This is a genomic window from Streptomyces sp. NPDC104367 (assembly GCF_055583825.1).
Genome location: NZ_JBVJND010000016.1, coordinates 18,479 through 39,146, shown reverse-complemented (window position 1 = coordinate 39,146; position 20,668 = coordinate 18,479). Strand labels below are relative to the sequence as shown.

At 73.0% G+C, this 20,668-nt stretch carries 23 protein-coding genes; 16 read left to right on the top strand and 7 right to left on the bottom strand.

Annotated elements, in window-relative coordinates:
- Positions 1-35: 35 nt before the first annotated feature.
- The 6 genes from ACZ619_RS24005 (at position 36) to ACZ619_RS23980 (ending at position 6,598) form a co-directional block, all read left to right on the top strand.
- Positions 36-476 (top strand): gamma-glutamylcyclotransferase family protein, encoded by a 441-nt coding sequence (locus ACZ619_RS24005; protein WP_469602399.1) that lies wholly within the window; start codon positions 36-38, stop codon positions 474-476.
- A gap of 140 nt (positions 477-616) precedes the next feature.
- Positions 617-1,441 carry a purine-nucleoside phosphorylase gene (locus ACZ619_RS24000; protein WP_469602396.1) on the top strand — a complete coding sequence of 275 codons (825 nt, stop codon included), beginning with the start codon at positions 617-619 and terminating at the stop codon, positions 1,439-1,441.
- A gap of 150 nt (positions 1,442-1,591) precedes the next feature.
- Positions 1,592-3,223, top strand: coding sequence for a phospho-sugar mutase (locus ACZ619_RS23995; protein WP_469602393.1), 1,632 nt, complete (start codon positions 1,592-1,594; stop codon positions 3,221-3,223).
- A gap of 169 nt (positions 3,224-3,392) precedes the next feature.
- Complete coding sequence (locus ACZ619_RS23990) at positions 3,393-4,580, top strand: hypothetical protein (RefSeq protein ID WP_469602391.1); 1,188 nt, start codon at positions 3,393-3,395, stop codon at positions 4,578-4,580.
- 505 nt (positions 4,581-5,085) lie between these two features.
- Positions 5,086-5,745 (top strand): dihydrofolate reductase family protein, encoded by a 660-nt coding sequence (locus ACZ619_RS23985; protein ID WP_469602389.1) that lies wholly within the window; start codon positions 5,086-5,088, stop codon positions 5,743-5,745.
- 88 nt (positions 5,746-5,833) lie between these two features.
- Entirely contained in the window at positions 5,834-6,598 is a 765-nt protein-coding gene (locus ACZ619_RS23980; protein ID WP_469602386.1) for an SDR family NAD(P)-dependent oxidoreductase, read from the top strand.
- Here ACZ619_RS23980 and ACZ619_RS23975 read toward each other — a convergent pair.
- Both ACZ619_RS23975 and ACZ619_RS23970 read right to left on the bottom strand, forming a co-directional pair.
- The gene (locus ACZ619_RS23975; protein WP_469602383.1) at positions 6,585-7,208 is read right to left on the bottom strand and encodes a TetR/AcrR family transcriptional regulator; all 624 of its coding nucleotides are present in this window, start codon (positions 7,206-7,208) and stop codon (positions 6,585-6,587) included. The genes ACZ619_RS23980 and ACZ619_RS23975 overlap by 14 nt on opposite strands.
- 94 nt (positions 7,209-7,302) lie before the next feature.
- On the bottom strand, positions 7,303-7,701 hold the full coding sequence (locus tag ACZ619_RS23970; protein WP_469602380.1) for a MerR family transcriptional regulator: 399 nt from the start codon (positions 7,699-7,701) through the stop codon (positions 7,303-7,305).
- Between the two features lie 67 nt (positions 7,702-7,768).
- Here ACZ619_RS23970 and ACZ619_RS23965 point away from each other — a divergent pair, with 67 nt between their 5' ends.
- Entirely contained in the window at positions 7,769-8,983 is a 1,215-nt protein-coding gene (locus tag ACZ619_RS23965) for an MFS transporter (RefSeq protein WP_469602377.1), read from the top strand.
- A gap of 170 nt (positions 8,984-9,153) precedes the next feature.
- Here ACZ619_RS23965 and ACZ619_RS23960 read toward each other — a convergent pair whose 3' ends face one another.
- Positions 9,154-9,408 (bottom strand): hypothetical protein, encoded by a 255-nt coding sequence (locus tag ACZ619_RS23960; RefSeq protein WP_469602375.1) that lies wholly within the window; start codon positions 9,406-9,408, stop codon positions 9,154-9,156.
- A gap of 169 nt (positions 9,409-9,577) precedes the next feature.
- Positions 9,578-10,252 carry a PH domain-containing protein gene (locus ACZ619_RS23955; protein ID WP_469602373.1) on the bottom strand — a complete coding sequence of 225 codons (675 nt, stop codon included), beginning with the start codon at positions 10,250-10,252 and terminating at the stop codon, positions 9,578-9,580.
- A 351-nt stretch (positions 10,253-10,603) separates the two neighbouring features.
- Here ACZ619_RS23955 and deoC point away from each other — a divergent pair, with 351 nt between their 5' ends.
- Genes deoC through ACZ619_RS23940 form a run of 3 tightly spaced genes read left to right on the top strand, consistent with a single transcriptional unit; the run spans position 10,604 to position 13,894 of the window.
- Positions 10,604-11,557, top strand: coding sequence for a deoxyribose-phosphate aldolase (gene deoC, locus ACZ619_RS23950; RefSeq protein ID WP_469602845.1), 954 nt, complete (start codon positions 10,604-10,606; stop codon positions 11,555-11,557).
- 20 nt (positions 11,558-11,577) lie between these two features.
- The gene (locus tag ACZ619_RS23945) at positions 11,578-13,014 is read left to right on the top strand and encodes an aldehyde dehydrogenase family protein (protein WP_469602370.1); all 1,437 of its coding nucleotides are present in this window, start codon (positions 11,578-11,580) and stop codon (positions 13,012-13,014) included.
- The gene (locus tag ACZ619_RS23940) at positions 13,007-13,894 is read left to right on the top strand and encodes an aldehyde dehydrogenase family protein (RefSeq protein WP_469602367.1); all 888 of its coding nucleotides are present in this window, start codon (positions 13,007-13,009) and stop codon (positions 13,892-13,894) included. The genes ACZ619_RS23945 and ACZ619_RS23940 overlap by 8 nt, the downstream gene beginning before the upstream one ends.
- A 102-nt stretch (positions 13,895-13,996) precedes the next feature.
- Here ACZ619_RS23940 and ACZ619_RS23935 read toward each other — a convergent pair whose 3' ends face one another.
- Positions 13,997-14,392, bottom strand: a complete 396-nt coding sequence (locus tag ACZ619_RS23935; RefSeq protein WP_469602366.1) for a hypothetical protein — start codon at positions 14,390-14,392, stop codon at positions 13,997-13,999.
- A 124-nt stretch (positions 14,393-14,516) separates the two neighbouring features.
- On the opposite strand from ACZ619_RS23935, the gene ACZ619_RS23930 reads away from it, so the two are divergent.
- The gene (locus ACZ619_RS23930; protein ID WP_469602363.1) at positions 14,517-15,152 is read left to right on the top strand and encodes a uridine kinase family protein; all 636 of its coding nucleotides are present in this window, start codon (positions 14,517-14,519) and stop codon (positions 15,150-15,152) included.
- Positions 15,153-15,353: 201 nt separating this feature from the next.
- Here the strand turns inward: ACZ619_RS23930 and ACZ619_RS23925 are convergent, their stop codons facing one another.
- Entirely contained in the window at positions 15,354-16,091 is a 738-nt protein-coding gene (locus ACZ619_RS23925) for a SigE family RNA polymerase sigma factor (RefSeq protein ID WP_469602360.1), read from the bottom strand.
- A gap of 248 nt (positions 16,092-16,339) precedes the next feature.
- On the opposite strand from ACZ619_RS23925, the gene afsQ1 reads away from it, so the two are divergent.
- From afsQ1 to ACZ619_RS23900, 5 genes are all read left to right on the top strand, one after another.
- The gene (afsQ1, locus tag ACZ619_RS23920) at positions 16,340-17,017 is read left to right on the top strand and encodes a two-component system response regulator AfsQ1 (protein ID WP_177232965.1); all 678 of its coding nucleotides are present in this window, start codon (positions 16,340-16,342) and stop codon (positions 17,015-17,017) included.
- A complete protein-coding gene (locus tag ACZ619_RS23915; RefSeq protein ID WP_469602353.1) occupies positions 17,014-18,615 on the top strand; it encodes an ATP-binding protein in 1,602 nt (533 codons plus the stop codon). The genes afsQ1 and ACZ619_RS23915 overlap by 4 nt, the downstream gene beginning before the upstream one ends.
- Positions 18,615-19,217, top strand: coding sequence for a hypothetical protein (locus tag ACZ619_RS23910; RefSeq protein ID WP_469602350.1), 603 nt, complete (start codon positions 18,615-18,617; stop codon positions 19,215-19,217). The genes ACZ619_RS23915 and ACZ619_RS23910 overlap by 1 nt, the downstream gene beginning before the upstream one ends.
- A gap of 154 nt (positions 19,218-19,371) precedes the next feature.
- Entirely contained in the window at positions 19,372-19,929 is a 558-nt protein-coding gene (locus ACZ619_RS23905; RefSeq protein ID WP_469602347.1) for a VanZ family protein, read from the top strand.
- Between the two features lie 94 nt (positions 19,930-20,023).
- Positions 20,024-20,221 carry a PspC domain-containing protein gene (locus ACZ619_RS23900; protein WP_469602344.1) on the top strand — a complete coding sequence of 66 codons (198 nt, stop codon included), beginning with the start codon at positions 20,024-20,026 and terminating at the stop codon, positions 20,219-20,221.
- 77 nt (positions 20,222-20,298) lie between these two features.
- On the opposite strand, the gene ACZ619_RS23895 is transcribed toward ACZ619_RS23900, so the two are convergent.
- The gene (locus ACZ619_RS23895) at positions 20,299-20,652 is read right to left on the bottom strand and encodes an ATP-binding protein (protein WP_469602342.1); all 354 of its coding nucleotides are present in this window, start codon (positions 20,650-20,652) and stop codon (positions 20,299-20,301) included.
- Between the last annotated feature and the right edge of the window lie 16 nt (positions 20,653-20,668).

Sequence of the window (20,668 nt, the reverse complement as noted above, 5' to 3'; positions counted from 1 at the left end):
AGTGACACACGTGACGGCTGCCGTACCCTCTCCCCATGTCGTCGCTCTACGCCGCGTACGCCGGCAATCTCGACGCGCGGCTGATGTCCCGCCGCGCCCCGCACTCACCGCTGCGCGCCACCGGCTGGCTGAACGGATGGCGGCTGACCTTCGGCGGCGAGCAGATGGGCTGGGAGGGCTCCCTGGCGACGATCGTCGAGGACCCCCTCGCCCAGGTCTTCGTCGGCCTCTACGACATCGCCGCGATGGACGAGGAGCCCCTGGACCGCTGGGAGGGCGTCGGCCTGGGCATCTACCGCCGGGCCCGGGTGCGGGTGCACACCCTGGAGGGCGAGGAGAGCGCCTGGCTCTACGTCCTCGACGGCTACGAGGGCGGCCTCCCCTCGGCCCGCTACCTCGGCGAGATCGCCGACGCGGCGGAGTCCGCGGGCGCCCCGCACGACTACGTGATGGAACTGCGCAAGCGCCCCTGCTGAACCGAACCCCGCAGACCACCCGCAGCCACCCCAAAAGTCACCGGGGTCACACCTCTCGTTGGAAACGACAAGACAACGATCGCCTTCCCGTGAGCTCTGTCATCTACGCGCGTAGGCCCAGACCGGCTACCCTCATCGGCGTGAACGCATCTCTTCTTCCGGACGACATCCAGGGCGACCCCCACGCCGCCGCCCGCGCGGCCGCCGAGCGCCTGCGCGGGCTCACGGGCGCCGAGACCCACGACGTCGCCCTCGTGATGGGCTCCGGCTGGGCTCCCGCCGTCGACGCCCTGGGCGCTCCCGACGCCGAGTTCCAGGTCACCGAGCTGCCCGGCTTCCCGCCGCCGGCCGTCGAGGGGCACGGCGGCACGATCCGCTCGTACTCCATCGGTGACAAGCGCGCACTGGTCTTCCTGGGCCGCACGCACTTCTACGAGGGCCGGGGCGTCGCCTCCGTCGCCCACGGCGTGCGCACCGCCGTGGCCGCCGGCTGCAAGACGATCATCCTCACCAACGGCTGCGGCGGCCTGCGCGAGGGCATGCGCCCCGGCCAGCCGGTCCTGATCAGCGACCACATCAACCTGACGGCGACGTCCCCCATCGTCGGCGCCAACTTCGTCGACCTCACCGACCTCTACTCCCCCCGCCTGCGCGCCCTGTGCAAGGAGGTCGACCCCAGCCTCGAAGAGGGCGTCTACGCCCAGTTCCCCGGCCCGCACTACGAGACCCCGGCCGAGATCCGCATGGCCCGCGTCATCGGCGCGGACCTGGTGGGCATGTCGACGGTCCTGGAGGCGATCGCCGCGCGCGAGGCGGGCGCCGAGGTCCTGGGCATCTCCCTGGTGACCAACCTCGCCGCCGGCATGACGGGCGAGCCCCTCAACCACGAGGAGGTCCTCCAGGCGGGCCGCGACAGCGCCGCGCGGATGGGTTCCCTGCTGGCGCAGGTGCTCGGCAGGCTCTGAGGGACCCGGCAGGGGGTGCCGCGCGCGGTCGCAGGGCGTCTGCGCGACCGTCGCGGCCGACCGCGCAGTTCCCCGCGCCCCCTCGGGGCGTTCCGCAGGCGCCGCGGGCGTCCGCGTCCACGCGAACCACACGACACCTGGAGACCGACCGTGCAAGACGATCTCACCGCCCGGGCCAGGACCTGGCTCGCCGAGGACCCGGACCCGGACACCCGCGACGAGCTGGCCAAGCTCATCGAGGCCGGTGACGTCGACGAACTGCGGGAGCGCTTCAGCGGCACCCTCCAGTTCGGCACCGCGGGCCTGCGCGGCGAGCTGGGCGCCGGCCCGATGCGCATGAACCGCTCCGTCGTGATCCGCGCCGCCGCGGGCCTCGCCGCGTACCTCGGGAAGCGGGGCCAGGGCACCGGCACCGTCGTCGTCGGCTACGACGCCCGCCACAAGTCCGCCGACTTCGCCCACGACACCGCCGCGGTCATGACCGGCGCCGGCCTCCGCGCCGTCGTGCTCCCCCGCCCCCTGCCCACCCCGGTCCTGGCGTTCGCCGTACGGCACCTGGGCGCGGTCGCCGGGGTGGAGGTCACCGCCAGCCACAACCCGCCCCGCGACAACGGGTACAAGGTGTACCTCGGCGACGGCTCCCAGATCGTGCCGCCCGCCGACGCCGAGATCGCCGCGGAGATCGACGCGATCGCCAGTCTCCACGACGTCCCCCGCCCCGACACCGGCTGGCAGACCCTCGACGACACCGTCCTGGAGGCCTACCTGGCCCGCACGGACGCCGTCCTGGCCCCCGGCTCCCCCCGCACGGCGCGCACGGTCTACACCGCCCTGCACGGCGTCGGCAAGGACACCCTCCTCGCCGCCTTCGCCCGCGCCGGGTTCCCCGCCCCCGTCCTCGTCGGGGAACAGGCCGACCCGGACCCGGACTTCCCGACCGTCGCCTTCCCCAACCCGGAGGAGCCCGGCGCGATGGACCTGGCCTTCGCGAAGGCCCGCGCCACCGACCCGGACCTGGTGATCGCCAACGACCCGGACGCCGACCGCTGCGCCGCCGCCGTCCGGCAGGACGGCCGGTGGCGCATGCTCCGCGGCGACGAGGTCGGCTCGCTGCTCGCCGCCCACCTGGTCCGCCGCGGCGCGACCGGTGTGTTCGCCGAGTCGATCGTCTCCTCCTCCCTCCTCGGCCGGATCGCCCGGAAGGCCGGGCTGCCGTACGAGGAGACCCTCACCGGCTTCAAGTGGATCGCCCGCGTCGACGGCCTGCGCTACGGCTACGAGGAGGCCCTCGGCTACTGCGTCGACCCGGAGGGCGTCCGGGACAAGGACGGCATCACCGCGGCCCTCCTGATCACCGAACTGGCCTCGGTCCTCAAGGAGGAGGGCCGCACCCTCCTCGACCTCCTCGACGACCTGGCCGTCGAACACGGCCTGCACGCCACCGACCAGCTCTCGGTCCGGGTCCAGGACCTCTCCGTCATCGCCGACGCGATGCGGCGCCTGCGCGAGCACCCCCCGACGGAACTCGCGGGCCTCGCCGTCACCGGCGCCGAGGACCTCACGCGGGGCACCGACACGCTGCCCCCCACCGACGGGCTGCGCTACACCCTCGACGGCGCCCGGGTCATCGTCCGTCCCAGCGGCACCGAGCCCAAACTGAAGTGCTACCTGGAGGTGGTCGTCCCGGTGTCGTCCCACGCCGGCCTCCCCACGGCCCACGCGACCGCCGCCCGGACCCTGGCCGCCCTCAAGCGGGACCTCTCGGCACGGGCGGGCATCTGACACCACGGCGCCCCCACCACCGCGCACCCGTAGGGGTGGCCCCCGTCCGGGGCCACCCCTACGGGTGATTTAGCGACGGCGACCGCCCCGCCCACCGCACCCCGCCCCGGCTCCCGGGGAACGGTGAACCGGTACCGCCCGCCGCAGCCGTCGTACTGGAGCCGCCGCCGTGTCCCCGACCGCCCCCGAAACCGCCCCCCACGGGCACATCCCGGGCACCCGACGACCCCACCCCCACCGCACGGCGACCGTCCCCCGCCCCGCCCTGCGCCGGGCGGCCCCGGCACTGGCCGGCTACCTCGCCGTACGGCTCACCGGTCTCGCCGTCCTCACCGGGTGGGCGCACCGGCGCCACCACGGCGTCCGGCCGATGCTGGCGACGCAGTGGGACTCGCGCTGGTACCTCGGGATCGCCGACCACGGGTACGCGCACGAGCTGGGCAGCGCCTTCGACCACAACAACCTCGCCTTCTTCCCGCTGTACCCGCTGCTGGTGAAGGCCGTCGCCGTCGTGACCCCCGGCACCCGGGCCAGTACCGGACTCGGCGTCGCGCTGCTCGCGTCGCTCGTCGCGGCCTGGGGCGTGTTCGCGGTCGGCGACCGCCTCGCCGGACGGCGCACCGGGGTGCTGCTCACCCTGCTGTGGGCCGCGTACCCGGTCGGACTCGTCCAGTGGATGGGCTACACCGAGTCGCTCTTCACGGCCTTCGCCGCGTGGACGCTGTACGCGGTGCTCGACGAACGCTGGCTGTGCGCGGCGACCGGCGCGGTCCTCGCCGGACTGACCCGGCCGACGGGCGTCGCGGTGGCCGCGGCGGTCACCCTGAGCGCGCTCCTCGCGCTGCGCGCCCGCTTCTCGCCCCGTGTCCTGGCGGCGGCGCTCGTGGCACCCCTCGGCTGGTGCGCGTACGTCGGCTGGGTGGGTCTGAGACTCGGCCGCTGGGACGGGTACTTCGCCGTGCAGCGGATGTGGCACAACGAACTGGACGGCGGCGCCGAGACCGTGCGCCGGCTGCGGCAGCTCTTCGGCCAGGTCTCGCGTCCGGAGCTGTTCCTGGTCGTGGTGAGCCTGACGATGCTGGCCTCGGTCGTGCTGCTGGGGCTCGCGGTCGCGGACCGGCAGCCGGCCCCGCTCCTGGTGTTCAGCGCGGTCCTGCTGGTGATCGTGCTGGCCAGCGGAGGCGTCTACTTCCCCCGCGCCCGCTTCCTCCTCCCCGGCTTCCCCCTCCTCCTGCCGGTCGCGGGGTACCTCGCCCGCGCCTCACGAAGGACGCGCGCGCTGGCCCTGACGACGGCCGTGCTGGGCTCGGCGTACCTCGGCGCGTACATGCTGCTGGTATGGCCGAGCGCACCGTGACCGAACCCGACCGGCGGAGGTCCGGGCACCGCGAAGAGGGCTCCGCCTGCTTCGGGACGGCCCCCGGCTCGCCCTCGGCCCCGGCGCCTGGTCCGCCCGGATCCGGCCCGCACCCACCGCGTCGAACGCGCACTCGGGAAAGCGGTCGCGGATCTCCTCGAACCCGGCCGCGGGCACCGCGATCTCCAGATCGCCGTGGGGCCGCGACCGCGCCCCGCGGAACAGGTCCAGCGCCCGCCCCGCCACGACGCACCAAGGCGTCCCGGCCCCGGCCAGCCGCTCGGCGGCCCGCTCCGGCCGCCAGGCGTCGGCCCAGCGGGCGGCGAGGTCGTCCGCGTCGGGGACCACACCGCCCGGCGGCGGGGAATCGGTCATCGGGGCGACCTGGCGCGGAACGCCCGTCCGACGCCCCGGAAGAACCCGGGCGTCGATGTCGATCCGGGCGCGGGCCGTTCGACATCCTGATGACAGGGGGCGTCGCCACACGTGGAGGAGGCAGGGAACGATGGGAAAAGACACGGGTCAGCTGCTGCGGGTGCAGAACTTCACCGTCTCGGGCGACGGTGTCGCCGCCGGTGAGGACCAGAGTCTGGAGCGGCCGTTCGGCCACGCGATCGATCCGGGGAAGCTCTTCGCCTGGGCCGGGGCCACGGCCAGCTGGCCCAACCGCAGCGAGCCCGGGGGAAGCCGGGGCATCGACGACTACTTCACCCGGGACTTCGGCCACAACATCGGCGCCGAGATCATGGGCCGCAACAAGTTCGGCCCCCAGCGCGGCCCGTGGCAGGACCACGAGTGGCGCGGCTGGTGGGGCGACGAGCCGCCGTTCCACACGCCGGTGTTCGTGCTGACCCACCACGAGCGGCCGTCGTTCACGCTCTCCGACACCACGTTCCATTTCGTGGACGGCGACCCCGCCACCGTCCTCGCACGGGCGCGGGAGGCCGCGCGGGGCAAGGACGTCCGGCTCGGCGGCGGTGTGACCACCGTCCGGGAGTTCCTCGACGCCGGCCTCGTCGACACCCTGCACGTGGCCGTCTCACCGGTGAGGCTCGGGGCCGGGCTGCGCCTGTGGGACTCGCCCGACGAACTGCTCGACCGCTACCACCTGGAGGTCGTGCCCAGCCCGAGCGGTGTGACGCACCACCTGTTCTGGCGCAGGTGACACCAGAATTCTGGACTTGCCAGTCCATTTTCCTCGGCGCACAGTGGTCCGCACCTGACGGGAAACCTAGTGACACGGAGGGCCGGCCATGGCCATGCGACTGGACGGCAGGAGCGCGCTCGTGACGGGCGCGACCAGCAACATCGGGCGGGCGATCGCGGAGGCGTTCGCCGCCGAGGGGGCGCACGTCGTCGTCTCGGGACGCAGCGCGGCGCGCGGCGCGGAGGTGGTGGAGGGCATCCGCGCCCGCGGCGGCCGCGCCGAATTCGTACCGGCCGACCTCGACGGCACCGCGGCCGCCTCCCGGGCGCTGGCCGAGCAGGCGACCCGCGTCCTGGGCGGCCGTATCGACGTCCTCGTCAACAACGCGGGCATCTACCCCGCCGGTACGACCCTCCCCACCGACGAGGAGACCTTCGACCGGCTGTACGCGGTCAACGTCAAGGCCCCGTTCTTCCTGACCGCGGCCGTCGCCCCCGCGATGGCGGAGGCCGGCGGCGGGGCCATCGTCAACCTGGGCTCGTGGATCTCCCGGCTGGGCATCCCGGTCGGCGCGCTGTACAGCTCCACCAAGGGCGCCATGGAGACCCTGACCCGGGCCTGGGCGGCGGAGTTCGGACCGCGCGGCGTGCGCGTGAACGCCGTCTCGCCGGGCGTGGTGCTGGCGCCGGACGCCGATCGGTCCGGCGCCGCCGCGACGATGATGAAGGGGACCCCGGCGGGCCGGATGGGCACGCCGGAGGAGATCGCGAGCGCCGTGGTGTACCTGGCCGCCGACGAGTCGTCGTTCGTGCACGGCGTCGTGCTCGACGTGGACGGCGGCCGGACGACCGCCGCGGTCATCGCCGCGTAGCCGCGCCGGCCGGCGCCAGGTCGCGGCGCAGGTCCGCGATCCCCTGGTCGAGCGCGGCCCGCAGATGGGCCGAGCGCCCGGTCGACAGCAGAATGGACACCCCGCCCTGGATCGCGGCGAGCAGCGCGGCGGCCCGCGCGTCGACGTCCACGTCGGCCGCGGAACCGCTGCTCGCCCGGACCGCCCGGATGCCGGCCGCCAGGCTCTCCTGCCACTGGCGCATCAGCTCGACCACGATCGCCCGGGCCCCCGGCGTCGACCGTCCGACCTGGAGGAACAGCGACCCGAGCGGACAGGTGTCGCCCTGCGACTCGTAGCGGGCGACCACGACGTCCCGCCACCGCTCCCAGTCCTCCCAGGACCCCAGGCGGCCGAGGTACGGCTGCTGGTCCGCCAGCACCTGCTCCGCCTCGAACTCCGCCACCGCGAGCAGCAGTTCGTCCTTGCCGCCCGGGAAGTAGTGGAAGAGCTGGCTCTTGCTGGTGCTGGTGCGCGCCATGACGTCGTCGAGGGTGACGGCGGCGACGCCGTTCTCCCGCAGCACCGCCGCGGCCCCCTCGACGATCCGGCGCCGGGTGGCCCTGCCCTTGGCCGTGAGTTCCCTGCCCATGGACCGGCCTCCGCGAAGTGGACTGTGCGGTCCACTGTACGTCCCGGCCCGGGCCTGGAGGTCACGATCGACGCGGGGGTCCACGCGCACGGCCTCAGGAGGGACGGCCGACCGGCGGCGCGGGGACCGGGGCCCGGTGCTGCTCCACCTCGGCGAGGTACTCGCTCATCGCGTCGCGGTTGCGGACGAGGACCTCGATCCGCGCGTCGAGCTTGTCCCGCTCCTCCGTCAGCAGCGCCAGCATCTCCGGCGTCGCGTCCGGGAAATGGATCGACCGGGGCTTGTCCAGGCAGGGCAGGATCTGCTTGATGATCCGGGTCGGCAGCCCGGCCGCCAGCAGCCCGCGGATCTGCCGGACCCGGTCCACGTACCGGTCGTCGTACTCCCGGTACCCGTTCGCGCCCCGGTCCGGGACGATCAGCTCCTGCTCCTCGTAGTAGCGCAGCAGCCGGCGCGACGCCCCGGTCCGCCGCGACAGCTCTCCGATCCTCATCCCGCCAACCTAGTCGCCGGAGCGCGCTTGACCATCACACCTGTGTGAAGGTTCGAGGATCCGTGCCATGACCACCATCACACGATCCCGGTCACGGCGAACCGCGCTGCCGTGGCCGGCGCTGCTGGCGCTGGGGACCGCCGTCTTCGTCACCAGCCTGACCGAGACGCTGCCCGCGGGAGTCCTGCCGGAGATGTCCGCCACGCTGTCCGTGAGCTCCGGTGCGGCCGGCCAGGCCGTGACCGTCTACGCGGCGGGCACCGCCCTGACCGCCATCCCGCTGGCGTCGGCCACCGCCTCCGTGCCGCGCAAGCCCCTGCTGCTCGGCGCCATGACGGTCTTCCTGGTCGCCAACACCCTCACCGCCGCCGCGCCGGGATACGCCGTGCTCCTCGCCGCCCGGTTCCTCGCCGGTGTCGCCGCCGGGCTCGCGTGGGCGATCCTCGCGGGGTACGCGCGGCGTATCGCCCCGGCCGGGCTGGAGGGGCGTGCCATCTCGGTCGCGATGACCGGCATCCCGCTGGCCCTGTCCCTGGGCGTGCCGGCCGGGACCCTGGCCGGGCAGCGCGTCGGATGGCAGCCGGCGTTCGCGGCCGTGTCGGTGCTCACGCTCGCCGTCATCGCCTGGATCGTCCGGTCCGTCCCCGCCGTGGACCACCCACGGACCACACAGGCACCCGAAGCCGCCGAGGCCACAGGGACGACCACCCGGCAGACCATGCGCGTCCCCGGCGTCACGCCGGTCATGGCCGTGGTCGTGACCTTCGTACTCGGCCACACGGTGGTCTACGCCTACATCGCGCCGTACCTGCGGACGGCCGGCCTCGGGGCGTCCACCGACACGGTCCTGCTCGCGTTCGGCGCCGCCTGCCTGGGCAGCCTCTGGTACGTCGGACACCGCATCGACCGGCGGCTGCGGCTGCTGGCGACGGCCTCGGCGGCGCTGTTCACCCTCGCGACCACGGCGTTCGCCGTCACGACCGCGCATCCGGTCGTCTGGGCCGCCGCCCTCACGTGGGGCCTGGGCTGGGGCGGCGTACCCACCCTGCTCCAGACGGCCGCGGGCCACGCGGGCCTGCGCGGCGGCCGGGCCGCGGCCGACACCGCCCAGGCCGTCCTGGTCACCCTGTGGAACGCGGCCATGGCACTCGGCGGGTTCATCGGCGGCGCCGCACTCCAGGCCTCCGGCACCACCGCGGTCACGACCACATCAGCGGCCCTGGGCGCGACCAGCCTCCTCATCATCACCCTCGCCCGCCGCCACGCCTTCCCCTCACGATGACCTGCGGCGCAGTCGAACGTCAGCGAACGGTGCCGCACACCCCTCGCCCCTGTCCTCAAACACCGTGCGCAGGTCACCCATCGCCTTGCCGGTGTCCGCCCGCACCGGCCCCACCCTCGACACAGCACAGCCCGACGCGGCACACGGCAGCGAACAGGGCTGCGCGTCGGTCACACCTGCCGGTGCACGGGCACGATCTGGCTCACGAGGCGCCACATGCCGGTCGCGGGATTCTTCTTGTGCTCCTCGCCCGGCTTCGCCAGCACCCGCGCCCTGTTCACCGCACTCGGCCACGTCTCCCGGAAGGGGGCGAAGTCGAACCCGCCCGATGCCTTGCTGTAGCCGGTTCGGTGCGGCAGGAGAAGCCGTTTCGCCTGATGAAAACCGTCGACCGAGGCGTTGCGGTCACCGAAGTGGAGCAGCACATGACGCGGAAGAAAACCGTTCAAGGACCGCCCCGGGCGCGTACGGACGGTATGCAGACACGACTCGCGCGAGCAGCGGCACGACAGCACGCTCCAAGATCTCACGCGAGGCCGGCACCCGCCCGCCCGTCGACGAACCGTCCCCCGCCCGGACGAACCGGTGTCCCGCTCAGCCCACCAGCAACAGCACCACCAGCAGCACCGCCCCCGCCACGGCCGGCGCCGCCACCTCGTACGCCCAGCGGACCGTGACCTCACCCTGTGCCGACTCCGCCTCGGCCCGGTTCTCCAGCATCGTGCGCAGGTCGTCCATGACCTTGTCGGTCTCCGCACGCATCGGCCCCGCGGCGTCGTCCTGACCCGGGAAGCCGCCGCCGAAACCGCCGGTGCCCACACCGAACCCGCCCAGCCCGCGCCCACCGGCCCCGGTCCGCCCGCGCCGCGCGTCCGACTCCGCCCGCGCCTGCCGCCGCGCCGCCTTCTTGCGGCCGCGCAGGGACACCGGGATCGCCCACAGCTGGTACTTCGTACCGGACTTGGTGACCACCTCGTTCGAGAACCCGGAACGCAGCGCGGCCACCTCCCCCCACGGCACCGTGATCACCCGGAACGGGTTGCGCACCCGCATCCGGTCCTCGCCCGCGAACACCGCCGGGCGCAGCGTGAACGCCACGGCCAGCGGCACGATGAGGATGAGCGCGGCGAGGGCCAGCCAGGGGGTGCGGCCGCTCCCCCGGAACAGCGCGTCGATGCCGAGCCAGCCGACGATGGCGAGCAGCAGCACACCGCCGATCAGCGCCTGCGGCGAGCGGTAGATGCGGTCCTTGACGAGGGGCGTGGTCATAGCGCCGATTCTGCCTCAGCCGTACGCCGGGGCGCCGTGGGGTGTGCGCTCCGCACACCCCCGACCCACTCCCGACCCGCACCCCGGCCCGCGCCCGACCCACCTCCGACCCGTACCCCGCCCCACTCCCCGACCCGCACCCCGGCCCACTCCCCAACCCGCACCCGACCTACCTCCGACCCGTATCCCGGCCCGCACCCGACCTGCCTCCGGCCCACCCCCCGACCTACCTCCGGCCCACCCCCCAACCCACCCCCGGCCGAACTCCGACCCACCCCGGCCCGCCCGGAGAAGAACCGCCCCCTCGGGGTGTACAGCCGCTACGCGCGTAGATATGCTCGGCTGGTGACCATGCCCACCACCGCACCCCACGCACTTGCCGACGTCACCGCGTCCGACAGCACGCTGCGCCGCTTCCTCCACGGGCTGCCCGGCGTCGACGCGGTCGGCCTGGAGGCACGTGCCGCCTCGCTCGGCACCCGTTCCATCAAGACCACCGCGAAGGCGTACGCCATCGACCTCGCCATCTCGATGGTCGACCTGACGACGCTGGAAGGCGCGGACACCCCGGGCAAGGTCCGGGCGCTCGGCGCCAAGGCGGTCCACCCGGACCCGACGGACCGTACGACGCCCGCCACGGCCGCCGTCTGCGTCTACCCCGACATGGTGGCCACCGCCAAGGCGGCCGTCGCCGGGTCGTCCGTCAAGGTCGCCTCGGTCGCCACCGCCTTCCCCGCGGGCCGCGCGGCCCTTCCGGTCAAGCTCGCCGACGTGCGGGACGCCGTCGCCGCGGGCGCCGACGAGATCGACATGGTCATCGACCGCGGCGCGTTCCTCGCGGGCGACTACCGCAAGGTGTTCGACGAGATCACCGCCGTGAAGGAGGCCTGCGGGACCGCCGCCCGCCTCAAGGTCATCTTCGAGACCGGCGAGCTGTCGACGTACGACAACATCCGCCGCGCCTCCTGGCTCGGCATGCTCGCGGGCGCCGACTTCATCAAGACGTCCACCGGCAAGGTCGCCGTCAACGCCACCCCCGCCAACACCCTGCTCATGCTGGAGGCCGTGCGCGACTTCCGCGCGCAGACCGGTGTCCAGGTCGGCGTGAAGCCGGCCGGCGGCATCCGGACCACCAAGGACGCGATCAAGTTCCTGGTCCTGGTCAACGAGACCGCGGGCGCGGACTGGCTGGACAACCACTGGTTCCGCTTCGGTGCCTCCTCGCTCCTGAACGACCTGCTGATGCAGCGTCAGAAGCTGTCCATCGGCCGCTACTCCGGCCCCGACTACGTGACGGTGGACTGATCACCATGGCCAAGGAAAAGATGACCACCGCATTCGAGTACGCACCGGCGCCCGAGTCCCGCTCCGTCGTCGACATCGCCCCCTCCTACGGCCTGTTCATCGACGGCGAGTTCACGGACGCCGCCGACGGCAAGGTCTTCAAGACCGTCAGCCCCAGCACCGAGGAGGTGCTGTCCGAGGTCGCGCGGGCCGGGGCCGAGGACGTCGAGCGGGCTGTGAAGGCCGCGCGCAAGGCGTTCGAGAAGTGGTCCGCGCTGCCCGGTTCCGAGCGCGCCAAGTACCTCTTCCGCATCGCCCGCATCGTCCAGGAGCGCAGCCGCGAACTGGCCGTCCTGGAGACGCTGGACAACGGCAAGCCGATCAAGGAGACCCGCGACGCCGACCTCCCGCTGGTCGCCGCGCACTTCTTCTACTACGCGGGCTGGGCCGACAAGCTCGGCCACGCGGGCTACGGCGCGGACCCGCGGCCGCTCGGCGTGGCCGGCCAGGTCATCCCCTGGAACTTCCCGCTCCTGATGCTGGCCTGGAAGATCGCCCCGGCGCTCGCCACCGGCAACACGGTGGTCCTCAAGCCCGCCGAGACGACCCCGCTCTCCGCCCTCTTCTTCGCGGACATCTGCCGCCAGGCGGGCCTGCCCAAGGGCGTCGTCAACATCCTCCCCGGCTACGGCGACGCGGGCGCCGCGCTGGTCGCGCACCCCGACGTGAACAAGGTCGCCTTCACCGGCTCCACCGCCGTCGGCAAGGAGATCGCCCGCACGGTCGCGGGCACCCGCAAGAAGCTCACGCTGGAACTGGGCGGCAAGGGCGCGAACATCGTCTTCGACGACGCTCCCGTCGACCAGGCGGTGGAGGGGATCGTCACCGGGATCTTCTTCAACCAGGGGCAGGTCTGCTGCGCGGGCTCCCGCCTCCTCGTCCAGGAGTCGATCCACGACGAGCTGCTCGACTCCCTCAAGCGCCGCCTGTCCACGCTCCGCCTCGGCGACCCGCTGGACAAGAACACCGACATCGGCGCGATCAACTCCGCCGAGCAGCTGGCCCGGATCACCGCGCTCGCCGACCAGGGCGAGACGGAGGGCGCCGAGCGCTGGTCCCCGGCCTGCGAACTCCCCTCCGCCGGCTACTGGTTCGCCCCGACGCTCTTCACGAACGTCACCCAGGCGCACACCATCGCCCGGGACGAGATCTTCGGCCCCGTCCTGTCGGTCCTCACCTTCCGCACCCCGGACGAGGCGGTGGCGAAGGCCAACAACACGCAGTACGGCCTCTCCGCCGGCATCTGGACGGAAAAGGGCTCCAGGATCCTGGCCGTCGCGAACAAGCTGCGCGCGGGCGTCGTCTGGTCCAACACGTTCAACAAGTTCGACCCGACCTCGCCGTTCGGCGGGTACAAGGAGTCGGGCTTCGGCCGCGAGGGCGGCCGCCACGGCCTGGAGGCATACCTCGATGTCTGATCGCCTGTCCGTCTTCAAGACCTACAAGCTGTACGTCGGCGGGAAGTTCCCGCGTTCCGAGAGCGGCCGGGTGTACGAGGTGACCGACTCCAAGGGCAACTGGCTGGCCAACGCGCCGCAGTCGAGCCGCAAGGACGCCCGGGACGCGGTGGTCGCCGCCCGCAAGGCGTTCGGCGGCTGGGCGGGCGCCACGGCCTACAACCGGGGCCAGGTCCTCTACCGCGTCGCGGAGATGCTGGAGGGCCGCCGGGACCAGTTCGTGCGCGAGGTCGCCGACGCGGAGGGCCTCGGCAAGTCCAAGGCGGCCGCGGTCGTGGACGCCACCGTCGACCGCTGGGTCTGGTACGCGGGCTGGACCGACAAGATCGCCCAGGTGGCCGGCGGCGGCAACCCGGTCGCGGGCCCGTTCTTCAACCTGTCCTCCCCCGAGCCGACCGGCGTCGTCGCCGTGCTGGCCCCGCAGGACTCGTCCTTCCTGGGCCTGGTGTCGGTGCTCGCCCCGGTGATCGCCACCGGCAACACGGCCGTCGTCGTCGCCGCCGAGAAGTCCCCGCTCCCGGCCCTCTCGCTCGCCGAGGTCCTCGCCACCTCCGACGTCCCCGGCGGGGTCGTCAACGTCCTCTCCGGCCGTACGGCGGAGATCGCGGCGCCGCTCGCCGCCCACCAGGACGTCAACGCGATCGACCTCGCGGGCGCGGACGAGGCGCTGGCGAAGGAGCTGGAGATCGCGGCGGCGGACAACCTGAAGCGGGTCCTTCGTCCACAGCCTGTGGACGACTGGTCGGCGACGCCCGGAACGGACCGCCTGACGGCGTTCCTGGAGACGAAGACGGTGTGGCACCCGACGGGGTCGCTTGGAGCATCGGGCTCTTCGTACTGATCCCGTCCCTGCGAGTGGGGAACTGCGCGCCGTCCGTGGCCGGTCGCGCAGTTCCTCCCCCAGTCCTCGGCCGGGGGCGCCCCCGGCGCCCGCACGGGGCACTCAGCCCCCGAGAACCTTCCCCACCACCGGAAGCGACCCGACCGACGGCGCCTGGGCCAGCGGTCCCGTCAGCATCTTCGACGTCAGCGGCTTGAAGTCGGCCAGCTGCGTCCCCACCCCGTTGTCCAGCGGGTCCACCCCGGTGCCCGCGAGGGGGTTGGGCTTGAGACCGGCCACCGCCCCCGTGACGTACGGCAGTGCGCCGGTCAGCGCCTGCATGCCCGCCTGCGGGTCGATATGACCGAGCGAGGTGGGGCGGGTGCGCATCACGTCCAGCACGGGCTGGGTGTCCGCGGCGGCCGTCGTGGCGCCCGCGCCGAGCGCCACCCCCGCCGTGGCGAGGGCGACCAGGGCGCGTTGGGCCGTCGGGTTCGGGGAGGACGCGTGTCGGGCCATGGCTGCCGCCTTCTGGTGCACAGGGTAATCAGGACGGCACATAGGGTAGTTGAGGTGTGACTCACGCTCCAAAGCCGACCCGCGGGGTCGGCAGGAGGCCCGCCATGCGTCAAACTGGTGTTCCGTGAGCATTCATCCCCCGTCCCCCGCCCGTGTCGTGCTGCTGTGCGGCCCCTCGGGCTCGGGCAAGTCCCTCGTCGCCGCCCGTTCCGGGCTGCCCGTCCTGCGTCTCGACGACTTCTACAAGGAGGGCGACGACCCGACGCTGCCACTGGTGGCGGGGAGTTCGGACATCGACTGGGACCACCCGGAGTCCTGGGACGCGCAGGTCGCGGTCGAGGCGATCGGCCGGCTGTGCGCCACGGGTTCGGCGCCGGTTCCGGTGTACGACATCTCGCTGAGCGCCCGCACCGGCGAGAAGCCCCTCCACATCGGCCGCACGCCGCTGTTCATCGCGGAGGGCATCTTCGCCGCCGAGATAGTGGAGCGCTGCCGCGAACTCGGCTACCTGGCGGACGCGCTCTGTCTGAGCCGGGGCCCGGTGAAGACCTTCCGCCGCCGCTTCCTGCGCGACCTCAGGGAGGGCCGCAAGTCGGTGCCGTTCCTGCTGCGCCGCGGCTGGCGGCTGATGCGCGCGGAGCGCACGATCGTGGCCCGCCAGGTGTCGCTGGGCGCGCACCCCTGCGACCGCGACGAGGCGCTGAGCCGGATGGCGGCGGCCGCGGTGGGCTGGCAGAGCCGCGACCGCACGGCGGCCTAGGCACGAAAAAAGCGGGACTGGATGGACCCCCCGGCCCCCCAGTCCCGCTTTCCCCCGTTGCTCCGCCGAACACCCCCGTGTCCCCCGTGGCGGAGCTTCCCCCGTGCTTTCCCCCCGGGTCCCCCCGGACCCGCTTCTCCCCCGTGTTCCCCCGTGTTCCCCCGTGTTCCCCCGTCAGGATCCCCCCGGATCCCGTTACCTTCAGGCGACGAGCTCCCCGAAGGCGTCTTCCTCGTCACGGCCGAAGCTGAGGACCTCGTCCTCGCGCAGCCGGCGGAGCGACCGCCAGATGCTGGACTTCACCGTGCCGACACTGATGTCGAGGATCTCCGCGATCTCCGGGTCCGTGCGGCCCTCGTAGTAGCGCAGGACCAGCATGGTGCGCTGGAGTTCGGGAAGCCGGGCGAGCGCCTGCCACAGGACCGCGCGCAGTTCGGTGCCGCGCATCGCGTCCGTGTCGGCCGGCGTCTCCGGCAGTTCCTCGGTCGGGTACTCGTTGAGCTTGCGGCGCCGCCAGGCGCTGATGTGCAGGTTGGTCATCGTCCGCCGCAGGTAACCGCCGACGGCCGCCTTGTCGCTGATCCGGTCCCACGCCTTGTACGTCGAGAACAGCGCGCTCTGGAGCAGGTCCTCGGCCTCGAAACGGTCACCGGTCAGGTGGTAGGCGGTCGCGTACAGGGAGGCGCGGCGCTCCTGGACGTAGGCGGTGAACTCCGCCTCCGTGAGCGAGCGGCGCTCCCCCGTGTCCTCCCTGTAGGCGGATCCCCCGTGCGACTCCCCCGTACGACTGTCAACCACCGTCATATAGGCGGTGTGCTGACGTCCGGCGCCGCGAGCGCACCCCCGCCCGCTCACGGCACCGGACTTCTCGGAACCCCGGTGCACGTCGTGCAGCCGCGTGATCACTGCGCCGGCGTTCTGGCTGTGCAGCGTGTTCATCTCGCGCCCCCCGTCGTGGACTTCCGGTAGTTCTGCCTGCCCAGGCTCTCCGGTCACCCGTCCGCCTGTGCCGAGAACTCTGCCGGGCCACCTTCACGGCCGTATCCGCCGACTGTCACAGACCTGTCACAGGGGTCCGGCACAGAGACGTGACAGGACATGCACAGGCGGTGACGCTATCGAGGTTTCCTGACGGCCGCAGACCGCACAGGTCGTACGACGGCCCCCGCATGGGCCAGAATGAGCCCGTGCCTTCCCTGTTGCTGATCGAGGACGACGACGCCATCCGCACGGCCCTGGAGCTCTCCCTGACGCGCCAGGGACACCGGGTGGCCACCGCTGCGACCGGTGAGGACGGTCTGAAGCTGTTGCGCGAGCAGCGGCCCGATCTGATCGTCCTCGACGTCATGCTGCCCGGCATCGACGGTTTCGAGGTGTGCCGGCGCATCCGGCGCACGGACCAGCTGCCGATCATCCTGCTGACCGCGCGCAGCGATGACATCGATGTAGTGGTGGGCCTGGAGTCCGGTGCCGACGACTACGTCGTCAAGCCCGTCCAGGGCCGGGTGCTGGACGCCCGGATCCGGGCCGTGCTGCGGCGCGGGGAGCGGGAGTCGACCGACTCGGCGACGTTCGGCAACGTGGTCATCGACCGTTCCGCGATGACCGTGACGAAGAACGGCGAGGACCTCCAGCTCACCCCGACCGAGCTGCGGCTGCTGCTCGAACTGAGCCGTCGCCCGGGACAGGCGCTGTCCCGGCAGCAACTGCTGCGGCTGGTCTGGGAACACGACTACCTCGGTGACTCCCGGCTGGTCGACGCCTGTGTGCAGCGGCTGCGCGCCAAGGTCGAGGACGTGCCCTCGTCCCCGACCCTGATCCGTACCGTGCGCGGTGTCGGCTACCGCCTGGACGCCCCTCAGTGACGGACCGGCAAGAGGGTTTCCGGGGCTGGGCCTCGGATCGCAGGGGAGCCGTGTCCCGGCTGCGCTTCACCAGCCTGCGGCTGCGGCTCGTGGTCGTGTTCGGCCTGGTGGCGCTGACCGCCGCCGTGTCCGCGTCCGGTATCGCGTACTGGCTCAACCGCGAGGCGGTGCTCACCCGTACCCAGGACGCGGTGCTGCGCGACTTCCGGCAGGAGATGCAGAACCGGGCCGGCGCGCTGCCCGTCCACCCCACCCAGGGCGAACTCCAGCGCACGGCCGGGCAGATGGCCAGCAGCAGCCAGCGCTTCAGCGTGCTCCTGGTCGGCGAGGACACGGGCGGCAAGGCGGTGTACGGCAACTCGGGCGGTCTCAGCGGGTTCGCGCTGGACGACGTGCCGAAGTCGCTGCGCACCGCGGTCGACAAGGAGCAGAGGACCGGCGACTCCGACAAGCCGGCGTACCGGCTGTACTGGCAGCGGGTCGTCGACCACGGCACGCCGTATCTCGTCGCCGGGACGCGGCTGGTCGGCGGCGGGCCGACCGGCTACATGATGAAGTCACTGGAGCCGGAGGCCAAGGACCTCAACTCCCTTGCCTGGTCGCTCGGTATCGCCACCGGGCTGGCGCTGATCGGCTCGGCGCTGCTCGCGCAGGCCGCCGCCACCACCGTGCTCAAGCCGGTGCACCGGCTGGGCGTGGCCGCCCGGCGGCTCGGCGAGGGCAAGCTGGACACCCGGCTGCGGGTCTCGGGCACGGACGAACTCGCCGATCTGTCAAGGACGTTCAACGACGCGGCCGAGGCGCTGGAGAAACGGGTCGACGACATGGCCGCGCGGGACGAGGCGTCCCGGCGGTTCGTCGCCGACATGAGCCACGAGCTGCGGACCCCGCTCACCGCGATCACCGCCGTCACGGAGATCCTGGAGGAGGAGCTGGAGGCGGAGTCGGGGTCGATGGACCCGATGATCGAGCCCGCCGTCCGGCTGGTCGTCAGCGAGACCCGCCGCCTCAACGACCTCGTGGAGAACCTGATGGAGGTCACCCGCTTCGACGCGGGTACGGCCCGGCTGGTCCTCGACGACGTCGACATCGCCGACCAGATCACCGCATGCATCGACGCCCGCGCCTGGCTGGACGCGGTCGAGCTGGACGCCGAGCGCGGGATCCACGCCCGTCTCGACCCGCGCCGCCTCGACGTCATCCTCGCCAACCTCATCGGCAACGCGCTCAAGCACGGCGGGTCGCCGGTGCGGGTGTCGGTGCGGATGGAGCAGGAGGAGGGCGGGGACCTGGTGATCGCGGTGCGCGACCACGGTCCGGGCATCCCCGAGGACGTGCTGCCGCATGTCTTCGACCGGTTCTACAAGGCCAGCGCCTCCCGGCCGCGCTCCGAGGGCAGCGGCCTGGGTCTGTCCATCGCGACGGAGAACGCCCGTATCCACGGCGGTTCGATCAGCGCCGCCAACTCCCCCGAGGGCGGTGCGGTGTTCACGCTGCGGCTGCCCCGGGACGCCTCGGCGCTGACCGAGGAGAGCAAGGACGCCGGGGACGGCGGGGACAGCGGGGATGCCGGGGATGCCGGGGGGAAGGGCGCCTGATGCACGTACGAAGACTCATGGCCGTCACCGGGCTGGCGCTCGCGCTCTCCGGGTGCGGGATCCGGGCCACCGAGGTGCCGACCGACTTCGGCGGGGCGCCGTCGCGGGTGCCGTGCTCCATGACGCAGCCGGATCTGTCGGCGCAGTCCTCGCAGGGGGTGCCGGTGCAGGTGTTCCTGCTGTGCGGTGCCTCGCTGGTGACGGTCGACCGGTCGGTGCGGGTCCCGGACGGCACGGTGGACGCCAGGCGCCGGGTGATCGTCGCCCAGGCGCTGCTCGACCAGCTCGCCGAGACGCCGTCGGCCGCCGAGAAGGAGGCGGGCTACACGACGTACGTGCGCGGCGGGATGAGCGTCGACGGGCCGCGGGCCGGGGACCCCGACGACACGCTGCGGCTGAGCACGTCGCCGCCGCAGCTGACGTCGTACGCGCTCGCCCAGATCGTGTGCACGCTCTCCGACTCGGCGGCGGCGGAGGGCGACGGGTCGGTGATCCTGGGCGGCCCGGGGACCGAGCCGCTGCGGCGGTACGAGTGCACGGACGCGGTGCGGAACGCGCCGAGCGGAAACCGGCCGCCGTCCACCGAGGTGGCCTCCGGGTGACGGGCGCCCGGGCGCGCGAGGGGGCGCTGCCCGGGATGGTGGGGCGCGTGGCGGAGGGCGGGAGCCGGTCACGCGGTTCCGGGCGCCCCCGAAGGGCCGCCTCAGTTGCCGCGCATCCGGAACCGATCGTGTGCACGGGTGCGTCTAGGGGGGCGTGCAGCGTCAAGGCTCCATCGGCGGCAGCGCCGCGATCCGCGTCCGTGTGACAGGGGGTGTCCTCCTCGTCGCACATCTCGTGTTCGTCGCCTGGCTGATGCTGCGGCCGCTGGACGTGCCGTGGGTGATGCCCGCCAACCTGCACCCGCTCGCCGGAATCCGCGCCGACCTGGCGCTCGGGTGGCGTGAGGCGGCGCACCGGCTCGGCGAGGGGCTCCTGCTGCTCGCGCCGCTGGGCGTGCTGCTGCCGATGGCGCACGGCAGGCTGTGCGGCTCCCCGCTCGGCTCCCTGATCCGTACGGCCGCCGCGGGCGCCCTGATCTCGACGGGCATCGCCCTGCTCCAGACCGGGGTGCCCGGCCGGGTGGTGGACGTCGACTCGGTCCTGCTGAACACGGCCGGGGTGATCGTCGCGCATCTGGCGGTGGTTCCGGCGGCCCGCGCCCGGCTGCGCCGGCAGCGCGAACGGGAGCGGGCACGGCCCGCCGCCGTGCTTCAGGAGGACGCGGCTCAGGGTCGTACCCCGACGATTCCCAGGGTCGGGATCGCCCCGTAGAGCGATGCTTCGACCTAATTCGTCTCCGTACCGTGAAGGGCAGATGAGGGGCCGCAAGGGCCGCCTCGGACGGACGCTCACGAAGGAGCCGCAGATGTCCAGCCTCGCCCGCCCCACCCACGGCCGCATGATCGGCGGAGTGTGCGCCGCGCTGGCCCGCCGCTTCGGCACCTCCGCGACGACGATGCGGGTGGTCTTCCTGCTGTCCTGCCTGCTGCCGGGCCCGCAGTTCCTGCTCTACATAGCGCTGTGGATCCTGTTCCCCTCGGAGGAGAGGGCCACCGCCTGGTAGGCCTCCCGCACGACGACGCCGTCGGGGCGCCCCGCGGGAGTGCGGGGCGCCCCGACGGCGTCGCGTCGGCGGGCGGGTCAGCCGAGCGGGATCCCGTTCACCGGCAGGCCGTGGGTGGGCAGGCCCTTCAGCGGCAGGCCGCCGAGGAGGCCGGCGACCGGCTTGGTCGGGCCGTTGGAGAGGAGCTGCCCGGCGGCCGGCTGGGCGGCGGCCAGTCCGGCACCGAGGGCGGTCTGCCCCTGCGACACGGCCTCACCGGCACCCGGCAGGGCCTTGGAGACGTTCTCGGCCGGCAGCGTCCTGGTGACGGTGTCCAGGGCCTGCGCGGCGTCCGGGACGGCCGGGGCCGCGTTGGCCGCGCCCGCGCCGACGGCGGCGAAGGCGGCACCGAGGGCGGCGACACCGAGGGTCTTGACGGCAGACTGCTTCATGGTGAATGCGTCCTTG